The sequence below is a fragment of the Xenorhabdus doucetiae genome (genome assembly GCF_000968195.1).
Classification (GTDB): Bacteria; Pseudomonadota; Gammaproteobacteria; order Enterobacterales; family Enterobacteriaceae; genus Xenorhabdus; species Xenorhabdus doucetiae.
Genome location: NZ_FO704550.1, coordinates 411,744 through 428,702 on the forward strand (window position 1 = coordinate 411,744; position 16,959 = coordinate 428,702).

The 16,959-nt window shown below is 45.7% G+C and carries 16 protein-coding genes and 1 pseudogene; 13 read left to right on the top strand and 4 right to left on the bottom strand.

Annotated elements, in window-relative coordinates; translation table 11 throughout:
* Positions 1-35 precede the first annotated feature (35 nt).
* From rnr to cysQ, 10 genes and pseudogenes are all read left to right on the top strand, one after another.
* A pseudogene (gene rnr, locus XDD1_RS02050) lies at positions 36-2,506 on the top strand (ribonuclease R).
* Positions 2,507-2,606: 100 nt separating this feature from the next.
* Complete coding sequence (gene rlmB / locus XDD1_RS02055) at positions 2,607-3,353, top strand: 23S rRNA (guanosine(2251)-2'-O)-methyltransferase RlmB (protein ID WP_045968253.1); 747 nt, start codon at positions 2,607-2,609, stop codon at positions 3,351-3,353.
* A 148-nt stretch (positions 3,354-3,501) separates the two neighbouring features.
* Positions 3,502-3,900: a 30S ribosomal protein S6 gene (gene rpsF, locus XDD1_RS02060; protein WP_045968255.1), complete on the top strand. Its 399-nt coding sequence runs from the start codon at positions 3,502-3,504 to the stop codon at positions 3,898-3,900.
* Positions 3,901-3,905: 5 nt separating this feature from the next.
* Complete coding sequence (priB, locus tag XDD1_RS18580) at positions 3,906-4,223, top strand: primosomal replication protein N (RefSeq protein ID WP_065814087.1); 318 nt, start codon at positions 3,906-3,908, stop codon at positions 4,221-4,223.
* Between the two features lie 4 nt (positions 4,224-4,227).
* Complete coding sequence (gene rpsR, locus XDD1_RS02070) at positions 4,228-4,455, top strand: 30S ribosomal protein S18 (protein WP_000135199.1); 228 nt, start codon at positions 4,228-4,230, stop codon at positions 4,453-4,455.
* A gap of 38 nt (positions 4,456-4,493) precedes the next feature.
* A complete protein-coding gene (gene rplI, locus XDD1_RS02075; protein WP_045968259.1) occupies positions 4,494-4,946 on the top strand; it encodes a 50S ribosomal protein L9 in 453 nt (150 codons plus the stop codon).
* Between the two features lie 287 nt (positions 4,947-5,233).
* Positions 5,234-5,926 carry a HipA family kinase gene (locus XDD1_RS02080; protein WP_167541617.1) on the top strand — a complete coding sequence of 231 codons (693 nt, stop codon included), beginning with the start codon at positions 5,234-5,236 and terminating at the stop codon, positions 5,924-5,926.
* Positions 5,923-6,759: a DUF3037 domain-containing protein gene (locus XDD1_RS02085; RefSeq protein WP_045968263.1), complete on the top strand. Its 837-nt coding sequence runs from the start codon at positions 5,923-5,925 to the stop codon at positions 6,757-6,759. Before XDD1_RS02080 ends, XDD1_RS02085 begins: the two co-directional genes overlap by 4 nt.
* Before the next feature lie 99 nt (positions 6,760-6,858).
* Positions 6,859-7,479: a peptidylprolyl isomerase gene (locus XDD1_RS02090; RefSeq protein ID WP_045968265.1), complete on the top strand. Its 621-nt coding sequence runs from the start codon at positions 6,859-6,861 to the stop codon at positions 7,477-7,479.
* 148 nt (positions 7,480-7,627) lie between these two features.
* Positions 7,628-8,371: a 3'(2'),5'-bisphosphate nucleotidase CysQ gene (gene cysQ / locus XDD1_RS02095; protein WP_045973289.1), complete on the top strand. Its 744-nt coding sequence runs from the start codon at positions 7,628-7,630 to the stop codon at positions 8,369-8,371.
* Positions 8,372-8,466: 95 nt separating this feature from the next.
* Here the strand turns inward: cysQ and XDD1_RS02100 are convergent, their stop codons facing one another.
* Positions 8,467-9,024 (bottom strand): YtfJ family protein, encoded by a 558-nt coding sequence (locus tag XDD1_RS02100; RefSeq protein WP_045968267.1) that lies wholly within the window; start codon positions 9,022-9,024, stop codon positions 8,467-8,469.
* Between the two features lie 339 nt (positions 9,025-9,363).
* On the opposite strand from XDD1_RS02100, the gene XDD1_RS02105 reads away from it, so the two are divergent.
* Complete coding sequence (locus tag XDD1_RS02105; protein WP_045968269.1) at positions 9,364-9,570, top strand: DUF1107 domain-containing protein; 207 nt, start codon at positions 9,364-9,366, stop codon at positions 9,568-9,570.
* A gap of 105 nt (positions 9,571-9,675) precedes the next feature.
* Here XDD1_RS02105 and XDD1_RS02110 read toward each other — a convergent pair whose 3' ends face one another.
* The 3 genes from XDD1_RS02110 to msrA all read right to left on the bottom strand — a co-directional run bounded on the left by XDD1_RS02110 (position 9,676) and on the right by msrA (position 11,304).
* Positions 9,676-10,119, bottom strand: coding sequence for a type II toxin-antitoxin system HicB family antitoxin (locus XDD1_RS02110; RefSeq protein ID WP_231854447.1), 444 nt, complete (start codon positions 10,117-10,119; stop codon positions 9,676-9,678).
* 72 nt (positions 10,120-10,191) lie between these two features.
* Positions 10,192-10,374, bottom strand: coding sequence for a type II toxin-antitoxin system HicA family toxin (locus XDD1_RS02115; protein ID WP_045968270.1), 183 nt, complete (start codon positions 10,372-10,374; stop codon positions 10,192-10,194).
* Positions 10,375-10,656: 282 nt separating this feature from the next.
* Positions 10,657-11,304 carry a peptide-methionine (S)-S-oxide reductase MsrA gene (gene msrA / locus XDD1_RS02120; RefSeq protein WP_084720908.1) on the bottom strand — a complete coding sequence of 216 codons (648 nt, stop codon included), beginning with the start codon at positions 11,302-11,304 and terminating at the stop codon, positions 10,657-10,659.
* A 129-nt stretch (positions 11,305-11,433) separates the two neighbouring features.
* Here msrA and tamA point away from each other — a divergent pair, with 129 nt between their 5' ends.
* Positions 11,434-13,176: an autotransporter assembly complex protein TamA gene (tamA, locus tag XDD1_RS02125; RefSeq protein ID WP_045968274.1), complete on the top strand. Its 1,743-nt coding sequence runs from the start codon at positions 11,434-11,436 to the stop codon at positions 13,174-13,176.
* Positions 13,173-16,958 carry an autotransporter assembly complex protein TamB gene (gene tamB, locus XDD1_RS02130; protein ID WP_045968277.1) on the top strand — a complete coding sequence of 1,262 codons (3,786 nt, stop codon included), beginning with the start codon at positions 13,173-13,175 and terminating at the stop codon, positions 16,956-16,958. The genes tamA and tamB overlap by 4 nt, the downstream gene beginning before the upstream one ends.
* Position 16,959 lies beyond the last annotated feature (1 nt).

The window sequence follows — 16,959 nt, forward strand, 5'->3', positions numbered from 1 at the left end:
ATAAACAGCTTGCTGATGACAATAGAGGAATGACGATGTCAAAAGATCCTTTTCGGGAACGAGAGGCTGAAAAATACGAATCTCCTATCCCAAGCCGTGAATATATCTTGGATATCATTTCTAAACACACCACTCCGGTAAGCCGTCAGGAATTAGCACAAGAACTTCAGTTAACCACGCCAGATGCACTGGAAGCATTGCGCCGGCGTTTGCGGGCAATGGAACGTGACGGGCAATTGGTTTTTACCCGTCGTCAATGTTATGCGTTGCCAGAGCGGCTGGATTTATTGAAAGGCACGGTAATTGGCCACCGTGATGGCTATGGTTTTCTGCGTGTGGAAGGCCACAAAGAAGACTATTTTCTGTCAGCCGAACAGATGAAAATGGCGATCCACGGTGATGTCGTACTGGCACAACCTCTGCGTCCGGACAGAAAAGGCCGCATTGAAGTACGCATCGTGCGGATTTTGGAGCCAAAGAATAGCCAAATTGTTGGCCGCTATTTTATGGATGCGGGCATGGGATTTGTCGTCCCTGATGACAGCCGCCTGTGTTTCGATATCTTGATCCCGAAAGAAGCAACCTGCGGGGCGAGAATGGGCAATGTCGTGGTGGTTGAATTGACCGATCGCTCAACTCGCCGGACTAAAGCCATCGGCAAAGTTGTTGAAGTATTGGGCGAAACTATGGGAACGAACATGGCGGTTGAAATTGCGCTGCGTACCCATGAAATTCCCCATAGCTGGCCACCAATGGTAGAAAAACAGGTCGCTGGCTTGGATGAAAATGTACCGGAATCGGCCAAACAAGGCCGGGTAGACTTACGTGAGTTGCCGCTGGTGACCATTGACGGCGAAGATGCACGGGACTTTGACGATGCGGTATATTGCGAAAGAAAACGCGGTGGTGGTTGGCGGTTGTGGGTAGCCATTGCCGATGTCAGCTACTATGTGCGTCCGCAAACGGCGTTGGATAGTGAAGCATGCAGCCGTGGTAACTCAGTTTATTTCCCATCCCAAGTCGTACCGATGCTGCCGGAAGTGCTGTCCAATGGATTGTGCTCCCTCAATCCAGAAGTTGACCGCCTGTGTATGGTGTGTGAAATGACCGTTTCCGCCCAAGGCAAACTCTCTTCCTATAAGTTTTATGAAGCGGTGATGAATTCACATGCCCGTTTGACCTATACAAAAGTGTGGAAGATGTTGCAGGGCGATCAAGAGCTGCGTGAGCATTACAAACCGCTGGTCAAACATATTGAGCACCTGCATGAGTTGTATCAGGCACTGGAACAGGCGCGTGAAGAGCGCGGCGCGATTTCATTTGAATCGGAAGAAGCCAAGTTTATCTTTAATGCAGAGCATCGCATTGAGCGCATTGAACCCGTTGTACGCAACGATGCGCATAAACTTATTGAAGAGTGTATGCTCCTGGCGAACATTGCTGCCGCTCGCTTTGTTGAAAAACACCATGAACCCGCGTTATATCGCATCCATGATCGGCCAAAAGAAGAGAGTATCCTGAATTTGCGTTCGGTCTTCAATGAGCTGGGATTGAGCTTGTTGGGGGGCTTAAAGCCAGAACCGAAAGATTATGCGCAATTGATGAAAGCCGTCGCTGATCGGCCAGATCGTGAATTGCTGCAAACGATGCTGTTGCGTTCCATGAAACAGGCGATTTATGAGCCGGAGAATCGGGGGCACTTTGGTTTGGCACTGCGCTCTTATTCTCACTTCACTTCGCCAATCCGTCGCTATCCCGATTTGGCGCTGCACCGGGCGATCAAGTACTTATTGGCACAGGAAGAAAATGGCGCACCAGAAAACGGTGCTGCTGAGCCTCGCTCGACGTCAACCGGTGGCTGGCACAACGATCTGGAACAGATGCTGCAATTGGGTAACCATTGTTCCATGACTGAGCGCCGTGCTGATGAAGCGACAAGAGATGTGGCAGACTGGCTAAAATGTGACTTCATGCAAGATCAGGTGGGTAATATTTTCACCGGATTGATTACCAGCGTGACAGGCTTCGGTTTCTTCGTCCGCTTGCATGATCTGTTTATTGACGGCTTGGTGCATGTTTCGACGTTGGATAACGATTATTATCGATATGACAATGTCGGCCAGCGTTTAATTGGTGAGTCTTCCGGGCAAACTTATCGCCTCGGCGATGAAGTCGAGATCCGGGTGGAAGCCGTTCACATGGATGAGCGTAAGATTGATTTCACCTTGCTTTCAACGACGCGCAAAGCCCGTAATCAGGGGAAAACGGCACGCAATAAGGCGAAAAAAGGTGCGTCAGAGCGTAAAAATGGTAAAAAAGGGTTTGATCATAAAAAATCAGCCAATTTTGAGCCAGACAGCCCTTTCCGTAAAAAGAAACGTGCGGAGAAGCCTGAAGCGTCCAAGCCAAGTGATAAGTCAGGCAAAAAAGAAAAAAACCATCAAGCAAGACGAAAAAAATTACGGCAAAACTGAAAGCGAAGCGGGCGAAAAAAAGCGCAAGTTAAAAAGTGAATCCATACCATCGTTAATCAGGGTGGGGCGAATGCAGCCGCCCGCTATTTTTCGGTATCTTAAAAATATCAGTGAGTTAGGTATCAGTCAGTCATGAGTGAAATTATTTACGGTATCCATGCCGTTAAAGCCTTGCTGGAGCGCGATCCACAACGTTTCATGGAAGTTTATGTGTTGAAAGGGCGTGAAGATCGCCGTTTAACGCCATTATTGCAGGAATTGGAAGGTCTCGGCATTGCGGTACAAATTGCCAATCGCCAATGGTTGGATGCCCAAACAGAAGGCGCTGTACATCAGGGGATCATTGCCCGAATCAAGCCGGGGCGTCAGTATCAAGAAAATGATTTGCCGGATTTGTTATCTCGTCTGGATTGCCCATTCCTGCTGGTACTGGATGGTGTCACCGATCCACATAATCTGGGCGCGTGCTTGCGCACGGCAGATGCGGCAGGGGTTGATGCGGTTATCGTTCCGCGTGATCGCTCTGCACAATTGAATGCAACGGCGAAAAAAGTGGCTTGTGGCGCGGCAGAAAGTGTACCGTTGATCCGGGTGACTAACCTTGCGCGGACACTACGTGTACTGCAAGAACACAATATTTGGATTGTCGGAACGGCGGGAGAAGCCACGCACGCTTTATACGAGAGCAAGCTGACTGGCCCGATGGCGCTAGTGATGGGGGCGGAAGGTGAAGGGATGCGTCGTCTGACACGTGATCATTGTGATGAATTGATCAGTATTCCAATGGCAGGTTCCGTCTCTTCCCTGAACGTATCGGTTGCCACAGGCGTGTGCTTGTTTGAAATCGTGCGTCAGAGAAGTGATTTGAAATCAGAATAAACGTTTTTCTCTGCCCGTACCTTGAGTTTTTTATATTGTACGGGTATAGTGACGCGTCAATTTTTCAGCCGTACTAAACACGTTCCTTGCCTCCATGGGCCACGGCTGACCCTGACAGGAGGCTGAATAATCCGTAAGGAGCAATCTAATGCGTCATTACGAAATCGTTTTTATGGTCCATCCTGACCAAAGCGAACAGGTTCCGGGCATGATCGAGCGTTACAGTGCGACTATCACTAACGCGCAAGGTCAGATTCACCGTCTGGAAGACTGGGGTCGTCGTCAACTGGCTTACCCAATCAACAAACTGCACAAGGCTCACTACGTTCTGCTGAACGTTGAAGCGCCACAAGAAGCGATTGATGAGCTGGAAACTAACTTCCGCTTCAACGATGCCGTTATCCGCAGCATGGTTATGCGCGTTAAGCACGCAGTAACTGAAGCATCACCAATGGTTAAGGCTAAAGACGAACGTCGCAGCCGTGATCTGGTCTTGGAAGAAGACCTGGTTGATGATGTTGATGAAGCTGGGGATTCTGAAGAGTAATTATTGTGACAACCAATCGTTTGGTGCTTTCTGGCACAGTGTGCAAGACACCGATACGAAGAGTCAGTCCATCCGGTATTCCACATTGTCAGTTTGTGCTTGAACATCGTTCACAGCAACAGGAAGCCGGATTTAGCAGGCAGTCATGGTGCAGAATGCCCGTCATTGCCAGCGGACAGTTGTTACAGGAATATACTCACAGTATAACGGTCGGCAGTCGAATCACTGTTTCAGGATTCATTAATTCCCATTATGGGCGCAATGGTCTGAGTAAACTGGTTCTTCATGCCGAGCAGATTGAATTGATAGATTCTGGAGACTAGCCAAATGGCACGTTATTTCCGTCGTCGCAAGTTCTGCCGCTTCACCGCGGAAGGCGTACAAGAGATCGATTATAAAGACATTGCTACGCTGAAAAACTACATTACCGAAAGTGGTAAAATTGTACCAAGCCGTATTACCGGCACTCGTGCAAAATACCAGCGTCAGCTCGCTCGTGCTATCAAGCGTGCACGCTACCTGTCTCTGTTGCCTTACACTGATCGTCATCAGTAATAGGTTCAGTCCATTAACGACTTTGAGAGGATAAGGTAATGCAAATTATTCTGCTTGATAAAGTAGCGAACCTGGGTAGCCTGGGTGACCAAGTTAACGTTAAAGCGGGTTATGCCCGTAACTTCTTAGTACCACAGGGCAAAGCTGTTCCTGCGACTAAGAAAAACATCGAATTTTTCGAAGCTCGTCGTGCTGAACTGGAAGCTAAACTGGCTGACGTTCTGGCAGCGGCAGAAGCTCGTGCAGAGAAAATCAATGCACTGGGCTCTGTTACCATCGCTTCTAAAGCGGGTGACGAAGGTAAACTGTTCGGTTCTATCGGTACTCGTGACATCGCTGATGCAGTAACTGCGGCTGGCGTTGAAGTATCTAAGAGCGAAGTTCGTCTGTCCAACGGCGTTCTGCGTACTGTTGGTGAGCACGAAGTTCACTTCCAGGTACACAGCGATGTATTCGCACAGTTGAACGTTAACATCGTTCCAGAAGCTTAATCGCTGATTAGGCTGACGAACATGTGACAAAAAAACGCTGGCAATGCCAGCGTTTTTTTGTTTTGTATCGCAAAATCATTTCCCCTCCATACTTGTTGTTTCCCTAAAACCTGAATACCCTCCGCATTTTCGCCAATAACTTACGAAACCTTAATCAGATTAATGTAAGGTAGTTCATTCCAACCTACTTGGTATAGAGTGAGTACGTGTACAATTAATATCAGTAATGAGGTTATAGAGCGGCCATGATCTCAGATGTAATTAATGTAGTTGAAATCATTAGAAAAATGTCAGATGGCTCGACGGAACCATATTTGTGTAAATGTGATGATGGATATTTATATGTGGTGAAGTCACAACCCAAGATGCCGAAACTTCAACTTATCCATGAATTGATGGCTTCTTATCTTGCTAAAAGTATCAATCTTCCTATGCCAGAGATTAAAGTTGTCTACATATCGAGGGAATTGCTGGCATTTATGCCTTGTTTAATCGGAGAACTTTCAGAAGGACATGCGTTTGCTACAAAATATATTCCTGATTCAGCCGGTATCACCTATCATCAGGCACATACAAAGATAGAAAAAAGTTATCAAAAGTTAATATACTTTTTTGATCGCTTAATCAATAATTCAGATAGAAATCTGACTGAAAAAGGTGGCAATGTAAATATAATTTATAATTATAAAACAAATGGATACTATCTCATCGATCATAACTTGGCATTTATGTCATCTTGTGAGTTGAATGAATTTGATTACCATATTTTTTCTCCAATCAACAGAAGTTGGTATTTTGATAGGGTGGATAAATGCGAATTAGATAATGTTGTAGAAAATATTCTGTATGGTTTTAATAATTCTATTGTTAAAATTCCAAGTGAGTGGTACGAAGATCTTGATTATCAATTCATTATTAATAATATAAATAAGATATTAAACAGAGGGTACTCAGAAGAGTTTAGGAGCAGCATTATATGACTAACCCATGCTTATACAGTATCGTGAGGTATGCCCCTTTTGCCGAGACTGAAGAGTTTGTTAATATTGGCGTGGTTATGTGTATGCCTAAACTACGAAAATTTCATTTTAGGCTAACAAAAAGTAATGATAAAAGAGTTCGTCATTTCTTTCGGGATGATTCAATTTTTCCTTATGCCAGAGATGCTGTACATAAGGAATTAATGTTTGCACAGGAGATGGTTCGCGATATCCATGACCCTTACAAAATTGCAGATTTTTTTAATACCTTCATTGTTCCCAGAGAATCTATTTTCTTTTTCAGCCCGCCAAGAGTGATTTTGTCTGAGAACCCGGATCAAGAACTCACTGATATTTATAATAGATTTATCAATCATTCAGAATATAGCAAAGAACGTAAGGAAAACATTCTTACCAGAGAGCTGAAAGACAGATTAAATCGTTATGATGATTTAAAAAATTTATTTAAAAAAGAAAAGGTTGATGGTGAGTTATCTAAATTTACTTTGCCATTTGTCGCTAAACAGAAAGAAAAAATTGTTTGTGTGATAAAACCACTTGCGTTTGCTCAGCAGGAGGCAAGTGGAATGATTGAGCATTGTGATTCTTGGGTAGCCAGAATCACTAGGGCTGCAAGTGAAAATATCTTGAGTATCAGAAAGGTCTTATTCACGGTTTATGTAAAAGAGAATCTTACCCAATCAGAGTCTAAGGCTTTTGATGAGATACAAAGGACGTTAACTGGGCGCAATATTTACCATGTTCAACATGATGATGAAAAATCTATCATTGATTTTGCAAGATTATCTTTATTCCATTATCAAACATGGTGACAGTCATGATGATAGTTCAATAAAACCCCTTCACGCGTTTACCCGCCCAGACAGTGCTGTTATGCTTGAACCTTCACTCATTTAATCACAGGTATTTTCATGACAACACCTTCTTTTGAATCTATTGAAGCGCGGGCAAGTTACGGTATTGGTTTGCAGGTTGGGCAACAATTACAGGAATCAGGTTTACAAGGATTAGAACCAGAAGCACTGTTGGCAGGGTTGTGTGATGCGCTGGAAGGGCGTTCTCCTGCTATTCCTGTAGAAGAACTGCATCGTGCATTACGTGAAATACATGAACGCGCTGACAGCGTTCGACGTGAACGTCAGCAGTCGATGGCAGAAGAAGGCAAGAAATTCCTGGCAGAAAATATTCAGCGTGAAGGCGTCAGCAGCACTGAATCGGGTTTGCAATTTTCTGTCCTGACCCAAGGTGATGGCACTATCCCTGCCCGTACTGACCGCGTTCGTGTTCACTATACAGGTCGTTTGATTGATGGCACGGTATTTGACAGTTCAGTACAGCGCGGTACGCCAGCCGAATTTCCTGTCAGCGGTGTGATCCCAGGTTGGATTGAAGCCTTGACTCTGATGCCGGTCGGCTCTAAGTGGGAACTCTATATTCCACACAATCTGGCTTATGGTGAGCGTGGCGCAGGGGCATCCATTCCTCCTTATAGTACACTGATCTTCGAAGTGGAATTATTGGAAATTCTGTAATTCATTGATTCTGCAATGCTATTGATAACGAATAAAATAGTCGGTTAGCCGGCTATTTTTTTAAGCATATTTAATTTGCAGTACTGCCAAAAAAGTTGCAATTTGAACGCATAAGCGGATAGCTGAACAATAAATGCAGAGGTGAATGATGCTACAACAAATCTGCCAATTGGCACGGGAAGCAGGCGCGGCGATCATGGCGATCTATCAGGCTGAACAGCCGTTGCAAGTAGAACGTAAAATGGATGATTCACCGGTGACTGCCGCAGATATTGCCGCTCATAAGATCATTAAAGCGGGATTGTTGCGCATTGCGCCTGATATTCCGTTGTTATCGGAAGAAGAACCACCTGCATGGGAAGAGCGGAAAAATTGGCAGCGTTATTGGTTGGTTGATCCATTAGATGGTACGAAAGAGTTTATCCGTCGCAATGGCGAGTTTACCGTCAATATCGCATTGATAGAAAATGGCGCACCTGTGATGGGCGTTATCTATGTCCCTGTACAGAATGTCTTATATTCAGCACAAGGGCGTCAGGCGTGGAAAGAAACTAATGGCCAGAGGCTTCCCATTAAAGTGATGTCAGCGAAGCCGCCAATCGTGGTGGTCAGCCGTTCTCACAGGGATGATGAGGAGTTGCAAGATTATCTTTCCCAGCTCGGCGTGCACGATACCCTTTCCGTCGGATCTTCACTTAAGTTCTGCATGGTTGCAGAGGGAAAAGCCCAACTTTACCCACGCTTTGGGCCAACCAATATTTGGGATACCGCTGCCGGTCATGCCATTGCTATTGCGGCGGGAGCGCATGTCACGGATTGGGCGGGGAAAACACTGAATTACACGCCGCGCGAATCTTTTCTCAATCCAGGATTCAGGGTCAGTATTTTTTGATGCCAAGGCGATAAAGATTAAGGTGATAATGGCTCACAGCAGGCAGAACCATTATCACTGTACGACATCAAAATGAATATAATTGAAAATCCAGACTATTTTTGCAATTCATCTTTGATGAGGCTGATAACGTGCGTAATTTCCTCGTTATTTAACTTGCCATCTTTGACAAATTTCACGTTACCCTGTTTATCCAGCACAATGATGGCCGAACTTTTCGGTTCCAGCCCCCAAGTTTTCTTAGCCAGCCCGTTACTGTCGACAATAAATTGTGACCACGGAAACTGTTTTTTGCTGTCTTCAAGGCTATTGCGCACAAAAACGCCCGTACCAAAAATGGCTTCGTCGGTATTCACGATACTGGTCGTTTGATATTTATCCTTGGGTAAATTAGCTTTTTTCAAGGCTTGAATCAAAGGATCATTCATCTCTTTTGCGGAACTACGACCGGCAATATGCTGGATCGTCCTGACTTTTCCCGCCAGCTCAGTACTGCTCCAATTTTGGTAGCTGAACTTGTCATTGTTTAGCAACAGTTCACCTTTATCGGTCACACTGACCGCGGGAACGGGGTGTTCTAACGTGATGTTATGGGCGAATGCGAATATTGGCGTTACACTCAATATTGCAGATAACACAATGTTTTTTAACATATTTATTCCTTATTTATCATGGTGCGGCATGTTATCAGGGAATGTCATATTCAGCATAGCGTTTGTTAACTGGTCTGTCCTCAAAAAAATAAACAATTTGATAACATTCAGAATAAGGGATCAGTAAGCAAGAAGAAAAATGTAATATAATGCTCGTTAATATCATGACGTTACATTAAAACAGTGATTGGTTCTTGATATTCAGGGGAACAATTTTCCATATACGTAGTCTATACAGTTGGCATAATAGTGATGTGCTTTCTTGATTCACTGAATATGTTATGTAATAGATGTTATGCAATAGCATGTATCGTAAGAAGCATGGGAGGAAAAACAGAGATGAAAATCTTTCGCCATTATAACCCAATGAAAATTGCTCTCTACGTAAAAACCCTATTTCGTGGGCGATTATATATTCAGGATATGGGCGCTTTTGAATTCAATTATGGAAAAATTCTACCCCCGAAAATAAAAGATAAACGACATTTCCATGTAATGAGTGAAGTTAATCAGCAAGTATTGCGTTTACAAACCGAAATGGGATGATTCTTTGTAACCGCTCATCGACTAATGGGTAATGTAATAAAGTTAATATGATACATAACATTAGTATAATAAACGGCCTTACGGCCGTTTTTTGATCGCGGGTTATTATAGGGTTGTTGTGGTCATTACAGAAATGCCCACATTGCGGTTTAGTTGGTGTAATGCCAATTCGACGGTTTCAATTTTTGATGAATGCTCAACATCAAGCAAGCGGTCGATTTGTGTGGGTTTCTGACCCATTTTGCGAGCCAGTTCAGCTTTGCGAGTACCTGTTTCTATCATGGCATTATGCAAAGCGGCTTTCATCGCTACCAGTACAGGTACACTAATAACGCATTCACCATTGAGTGGTGTACTACCTAGAGGAATAGGGCGGCGCTCTTCAATTTCTATTGCTATAGCGGTTACCACACCTTCAACGGCCTCCAAAAGGGCCTCATCAATAGACCCACCCACTGAGTTCATCAAGGGCAGATCACGGCATGATACGATGTAGGCACCTGTCGATTCATCATGCTCTAATTTAACGGGGTAATGGAATATGGACATTTGACTACCTCTGTTTGGTTTTTCGACTAAAATCATCAAAATATATTTGTATTAATTTTTTTATTTTGAGGCTTATAGCCCTAGGTCTTTCAATATCTTCTTGCGAAGCGGTTCTGGCATCTCTTTGGAACCATGATCGGGGAAAACCGAACGCCGACCATTCAAATTAACTTTTTGATGACTGCCACCACCAGGCGCTTTTTTGAACTCGGCTCCCTGTTGTAACAGCCATCGCTTGAACTCACTGTACTTCATTTGCTCCCCTGAGCTAATGCTATAATGATAACATATAAGTTTAATAAATTAACAAATAAAGTAAAAATAACAACATTAATGTTTATTATAGGGTTGTGTTAATGCTTTTTCCAGAGTGACAGCAAGTGTCACTGAAGCGGATAACACGAGGAAATGTGATGGAATACTGGTTACAACAGGAGAGGCTGAGGTGATCCTGCCATATCCACTTTGACTGGGTTTCAGGTTGGGCGTGTTTCAGGTAGTTAGCCCAATGATGACAACATTGGGCTAATAAATCAGCTAGTTACTAAGCGATGGCGGGAAGCAGATCCCAGTCCCGCCTAATCCGCAATAGCCTTCAGGGTTTTTGTGCAGGTATTGCTGATGATAATCCTCTGCAAAATAGAACGGCCCGGCTTCGCGAATTTCCGTAGTGATGGTGCGTTGGTCATCATTTTGCGCCATCGCCTGCTGGTATTGGTCTCGGCTGGCAATGGCCTGCTCATACTGTTGTGGTGAAACCGTGTAAAGGACGGAACGGTATTGAGTACCAATATCACCATGTTGACGCATACCTTGGGCAGGATCGTGATTTTCCCAGAACAGCGTGAGTAATTGTGAATAAGTGATTTTACTGGGATCAAAGACGATCCTGACGACTTCGGCATGACCCGTTAAGCCAGTGCACACTTCTTCATAAGTCGGATTGGGTGTCGTGCCGCCACTGTAACCCGCAGAGGTGGTATAAATGCCTTCCTGTTGCCAGAAAAGGCGCTCCACGCCCCAGAAACACCCCATGCCGATATAGGCAATTTCCATATTTTCAGGAATGTTATCGATCGCATGCTGTGTGATGTCATGGTAGGGTGATACCGTTAATGGTGTGCTCCTGCCGGGCAGGGTATCGGGTGAAGAAACATGTTGTCTTTCATTGGTTAAATTTGGCAAGATTATCTCCTGTATATGCACAAGTTTTATCATTATATGTGGCTTGTATATCTTTAAAACTTTACCAGAATTAATTTATTACGGCATTTTTTTAATACCCTACAGGTAGGATAAATATTAGGAGTTCGAGTGTCACGATATCCCCTCATATGTGCGCTTTTTGTCTCTATCGTCACTCCATCGGCTTATAGTGCAAATTTACGATTGAAAGTAGAAGGGCTTTCTGGCGAATTAGAAAAAAATACCAGAGTCCAGCTTTCCAATATCAGTACCGATGAAGTTGCTCCTGATGGCCGTTTTCGGGCGCGTGTGGAGAAAGCGATACGACAAGGGCTGCGTCCATTGGGATATTATGAGCCTACCGTTGTATTTACCTATCAAGAAAATACCCCGCCTGCCCGTCCCGTTTTAACGGCAAAGGTCACACTTGGCGAACCCGTGCGAATCGCTAAAGTGAATATTGATTTGGCCGGAGGCGCTAAAACCGATAAAGATTATGCCGCCCTGATCAGAAAAAATAGGCCAAAAGAGGGGACGATACTCAACCACGGTGAATATGAAGATTTTAAAAGTGCATTGACGAATTTGGCCGTTAAGAAAGGTTATTTTGATGCCGTAATGAAAAAGAGTGAGTTGGGGGTAGCCGAAGCCCTGCACGAATCGATTTGGGATTTTGATTTCGATAGCGGGCAACGTTACCGTTTTGGCCCAGTGACATTCCACGGATCGCAAATTCGTGAAACTTACCTGCATAACCTGATCCCTTTCAAACAAGGTGAATACTATACCTCAGAACAATTAGCCGAGTTTAACCGCCGTTTGGTTGACACCGGATGGTTCAACTCTGCGGTAGTGGTGCCGGATTTTAACTTAGGGCGTAACAGTCAGGATAAGGTATTACCGTTAAATGCTTCCTTGGTTCCCCGTTCGGCCAACTATGTTGAATTGGGCGGTGGCTATGCAACGGATGTCGGGCCGCGTGTTCAGGCAAAATGGAAAAAACCGTGGCTCAATTCCCGCGGGCACAGCTTGAGTACCAGCCTTAACCTTTCGGCACGAGAACAAATCATCGACGCATCCTACAAAATGCCGCTTAAGGTCAATCCCCTTGAAGAATATTATCAGTTACAGACAGGTTATAAACGTAAAGATATTAACGATACGATTGCGGATACTGCGACCCTAAACCTTTCCCGTAACTGGGATCGTTTCACCGGTTGGCAGTACGGCGTTAACCTGCGCTGGAGTCTTAGCCACTTTACCCAAGCCAATGTCACCAATACCACTGTGCTGCTGTATCCGGGCGTCAGCCTCAGCCGTATTCGCCAGCGTGGCGGCACAATGCCTTATTGGGGAGATAGCCAGCGTTACTCGTTTGATATTTCTGATACCACTTGGCGATCCAATGTCGATTTTTTCGTGTTACAGGCACATCATGTCTGGATAAGAACGTATCGCGAGAATCACCGCTTTGTGGTGCGGGCGGATTTGGGCTGGATAGAGACCAATGAATTCGACCAAGTGCCACCGGATCTCCGCTTCTTTGCCGGCGGGGATCGCAGTATTCGTGGCTATAAGTACCAGAAAATCTCACCGACAGACAGTCAGGGTAAACTCACCGGGGCATCTAAGTTGGCCGTTGGCTCGTTGGAGTATCAATACAATATTTATGGCAATTGGTGGAGTGCGTTGTTCGTTGATTCGGGTGAAGCGGTGAATGATATTAGAAGGAGTAATTTTAAAACCGGCGCAGGCATGGGGGTGCGTTGGGCTTCACCGGTAGGGCCGATAAAATTTGATTTGGCAACGCCAATCGGAGATCCAGATAGCCATAATGTTGAATTTTATATCGGGCTAGGGGCTGAACTATGAAGTGGGCAAAAAGGGTCAGTATTGTTTTCCTGCTGATGGTTGGCCTGTTATTGATGGCCGTTGTCGGGCTGATTGGCAGCCAAACGGGTTTGCATTTTATGATTAACAGTGCGGCACGTTGGGTTCCCGGATTGGATATTGCGAGTGTCAGTGGCGGTTGGCGCGATTTAACCCTACAAGGCGTGAAATATCAGATGCCGGGCGTTAACGTTAAGGCTGATAATGTACACCTCGCTCTACGGCTTTCCTGCCTGAAACACAGCCAAGTGTGTGTCAACGCGCTGACAACGGAAGGAGTCACGGTTTCGGTGAATACTGCTGAACTTCCGCCATCGGCACCTGAGACTGAATCGGCACCCTTGACTGAATTACAAACACCGTATCCTATCTCACTCGACTTGCTGTCTTTTAAAAATACGCATGTGCAGGTCGATGGTATCGCCATTGCATTGGATGAGTTTAAAACGGCGGCTCAGTGGCAGGAAAAGCAACTGATATTAAAGCCGACGGAAATTAATCATCTGCTGGTAGCTTTGCCAAAAAGTGCACCTGAAAAAGTTAGGGTCGCGCAAACAACCAAGCCGCAGGTTGAACCGCAAAAATCATTGGGTGAAACCTTGAAGGCGTTGTTCGCCAAGCCGCTGCTGGCGGAATTACCCGATATTCCCATTCCTCTTGATATCACGCTGGAAGGTATCCACGGCCGTCAGCTTCGTTTAACGGGGGATACTGACATCAAGATTAATGACTTGCGGCTACAGGCCAGTAATCATGGGCAGGCAGTCGAGATAAAAATGTTGGGCTTACAGGCCGCAGAAGGCTCACTGGCGATACAGGGAACGGCAAAACTTTCTGAGCAATGGCCGATCAATGTGGCAATTAAAGGCAAAGTTGATAATTTAAATAGTGTCAATCTGGACGGCTTAAAAGGGCAACAAGTTGATTTAACGTTAAAAGGTGCGCTATTGCAGCAACTTAATCTCGCCTTGAATCTTTCCGGTCCTATAACCGCCAGTTTGGATGCTCAGACTGAATTGGCAACAGCAGATTTGCCGGTACGTCTGGCATTGAAAAGCCAGCAACTGCAATGGCCATTGCAGGGTAAGCCCGAATATCAGCTTGATGGTGTCAAGTTACGTTTAAATGGACATGCCAGTGGTTACGATCTTTCCCTCCGCTCGGAGATTAAGGGCAATGATCTGCCTCCGGCCTTGTTGACGTTGGACGCCAAGGGCAATGAGGAATCGCTTCGGTTAACACGTTTGCGTTTGGCGGCCTTGCAGGGTAAAGCCGATATTATCGGTGTGGTTGATTGGAGTAAGGCCGTGAGTTGGAATGCCAAACTCATGTTGGATGGCATCAATACGGCTAAACAGTGGCCGGAATGGCCGGCCAAAATAGGCGGTAAAATAGCCGTGCGTGGCAGCCTGTATGGGGGAAGCTGGCAGCTTCAGATCCCTGAAATTGTCCTTGATGGTCATGTGAAGCAGAATGTGATCAAAGCGCAGGGTAAAGCGTCGGGTAATGCCGCAGGGCAATGGGATATTCCTCAACTCGATGTTGCCATTGGGCATAATACATTAAATATCCAAGGGCGGTTGACGGATGAGGCGTGGAAACTCGACGGTGAAATTCATGCACCGCAATTAAACGGCTTACTGCCGGGTTTGGCTGGCTTTGTGAGCGGTGAAGTCAAACTGCGCGGCAATCTCAAGGCACCGCAAATCATGGCGGATTTGAAGGCCCGTGGGTTGCGCTGGCAGGATGCGCTAAGGGTAGATAGCGCCACGATTAAAGGTGACATCCGCTCGGCTGACCAGATCCAAGGCCAGCTATCGGTTGTGGTGCGTCAATTGAAACAGGCGGATCTCACGATCAGGGACTTGACGCTCAACGCGAAGGGCACAGAAAAGCAACATGATTTACAACTGAAGATTGAAGGCACTCCGGTATCAGGCCAACTGGCGCTCAATGGCAGTTTTGATCGTCAAAAGGAGCACTGGAAAGGCAATATCAACCATACTGACTTTGTGACCCCTGTAGGTGAGTGGCGTTTAAGTCAGGCAATATCCGTTGATTACTTCAACTTGCAACAAAAAGCTATCGTTGGAACGCATTGCTGGCTTAATCCCAATGCGCGCCTGTGTATCTCAAAACCGCTTGAGGCGGGAGCCAGCGGTCATGCCCAAGTGGCGCTTGAGCGCTTTGATTTGGCGATGATCCAGCCATTCCTTGACAGAACGACCCAACTTAAGGGGATATTCAGTGGGCATGCTGATATCCGATGGACAGCCGATCAGGGATTGCCACAAGCAAAAGTGGCACTGCAAGGGAACGGTGTACAAGTTCGGCAGGTTGTCGAAGGGAATACCTTACCGATTAATTTTGCAGCCGTTACTTTGAATGCAGGGCTGGCAAATGGCAAGGCGAATTTGGCATGGTTATTCAAACTGGCTGACAATGGGCAATTGAAAGGTGACGTGCAGGTCGCTGATGTAGAAGGCAGCCGGAAATTATCGGGGAATGTCGATATTCAGGCACTTTCCTTAAAGCTGATTAAACCGCTTTTAGATAAAGACGAAAAAGCGGAAGGCGGGTTAAATGCCAAGTTACGTCTTGGTGGCAATGCGAAGAAGCCGCTGCTCTTTGGTCAACTGAATGCTGATATCGTGAAAATGAGCAATCATTGGCTGCCATTCGATATTACCCAAGGTCAGTTGGCGGTTCATTTTGCCGGTGCCAGTTCTGATCTGCATGGCATGATCAGAACGCCCAAGGGGCAATTAAACCTGAATGGTTATGCTGATTGGCGCAGTTTGGATCAGTGGTATGCCAGATTGGCTGCCAATGGTGACAAATTGCGTGTCACCCTTCCTCCGATGGTGAAGGTGGATGTCAGTCCCAATTTGGTGCTGGAAGCGAAACCAAACCTACTGAAACTCGATGGTAATGTGGATATCCCGTGGGCCAGAATTACGGTTCAGGAGTTACCGGAATCCGCGGTAGGGGTTTCCGCGGATGAAGTGATGTTGGATAAGCACCTCCAGCCCATTGAGAAGAAAAAATCATCTATTTTGATTCAAAGTAATTTAAATGTGCATATTGGCAATGATGTGCACTTGAGTGCCTTTGGTTTGAAAGCACGGCTCAAAGGCGCTTTGAAAGTCCTTCAGGATAAACAGGGGTTGGGATTAAATGGCCAGATTGATATCCCGGAAGGGAATTTCTATGCTTATGGGCAAGATTTGCAAGTGCGTAAGGGAACCATTATGTTCTCTGGTCCGCCGGATCAGCCCTTGTTAAATATTGAAGCGATCCGTAATCCAGAATCGACGGCGAACAAGGTCATCGCAGGTGTGCGGGTAACGGGATTGGCCGATAAACCGAAAGTGGAAGTTTTCTCTGATCCCGTCAAGTCACAACAGGAAGCCTTGTCTTACTTGTTACGAGGTGAAGGATTGGAAAAAGGGGATTATGACAACTCACAAATGGCCGCTATGCTGATTGGGTTGGGCATTGCCCAGAGTAGTCAATTAGTCGGTAAGATTGGGGAAACTTTTGGCGTTTCTGATTTGGCCTTGGATACCCAAGGGGTGGGGGATAAATCTCAGGTTGTCGTCAGTGGCAGAATTACCAACGACTTGCAGGTGAAATATGGGGTGGGTATTTTTGATTCTTTGGCAACCCTGACGTTACGCTATCGTGTTATGCCAAGATTGTATCTGGAAGCGGTATCTGGTATTGATCAGGCTTTAGATCTGCTCTATGAGTTTGAGTTTTAAA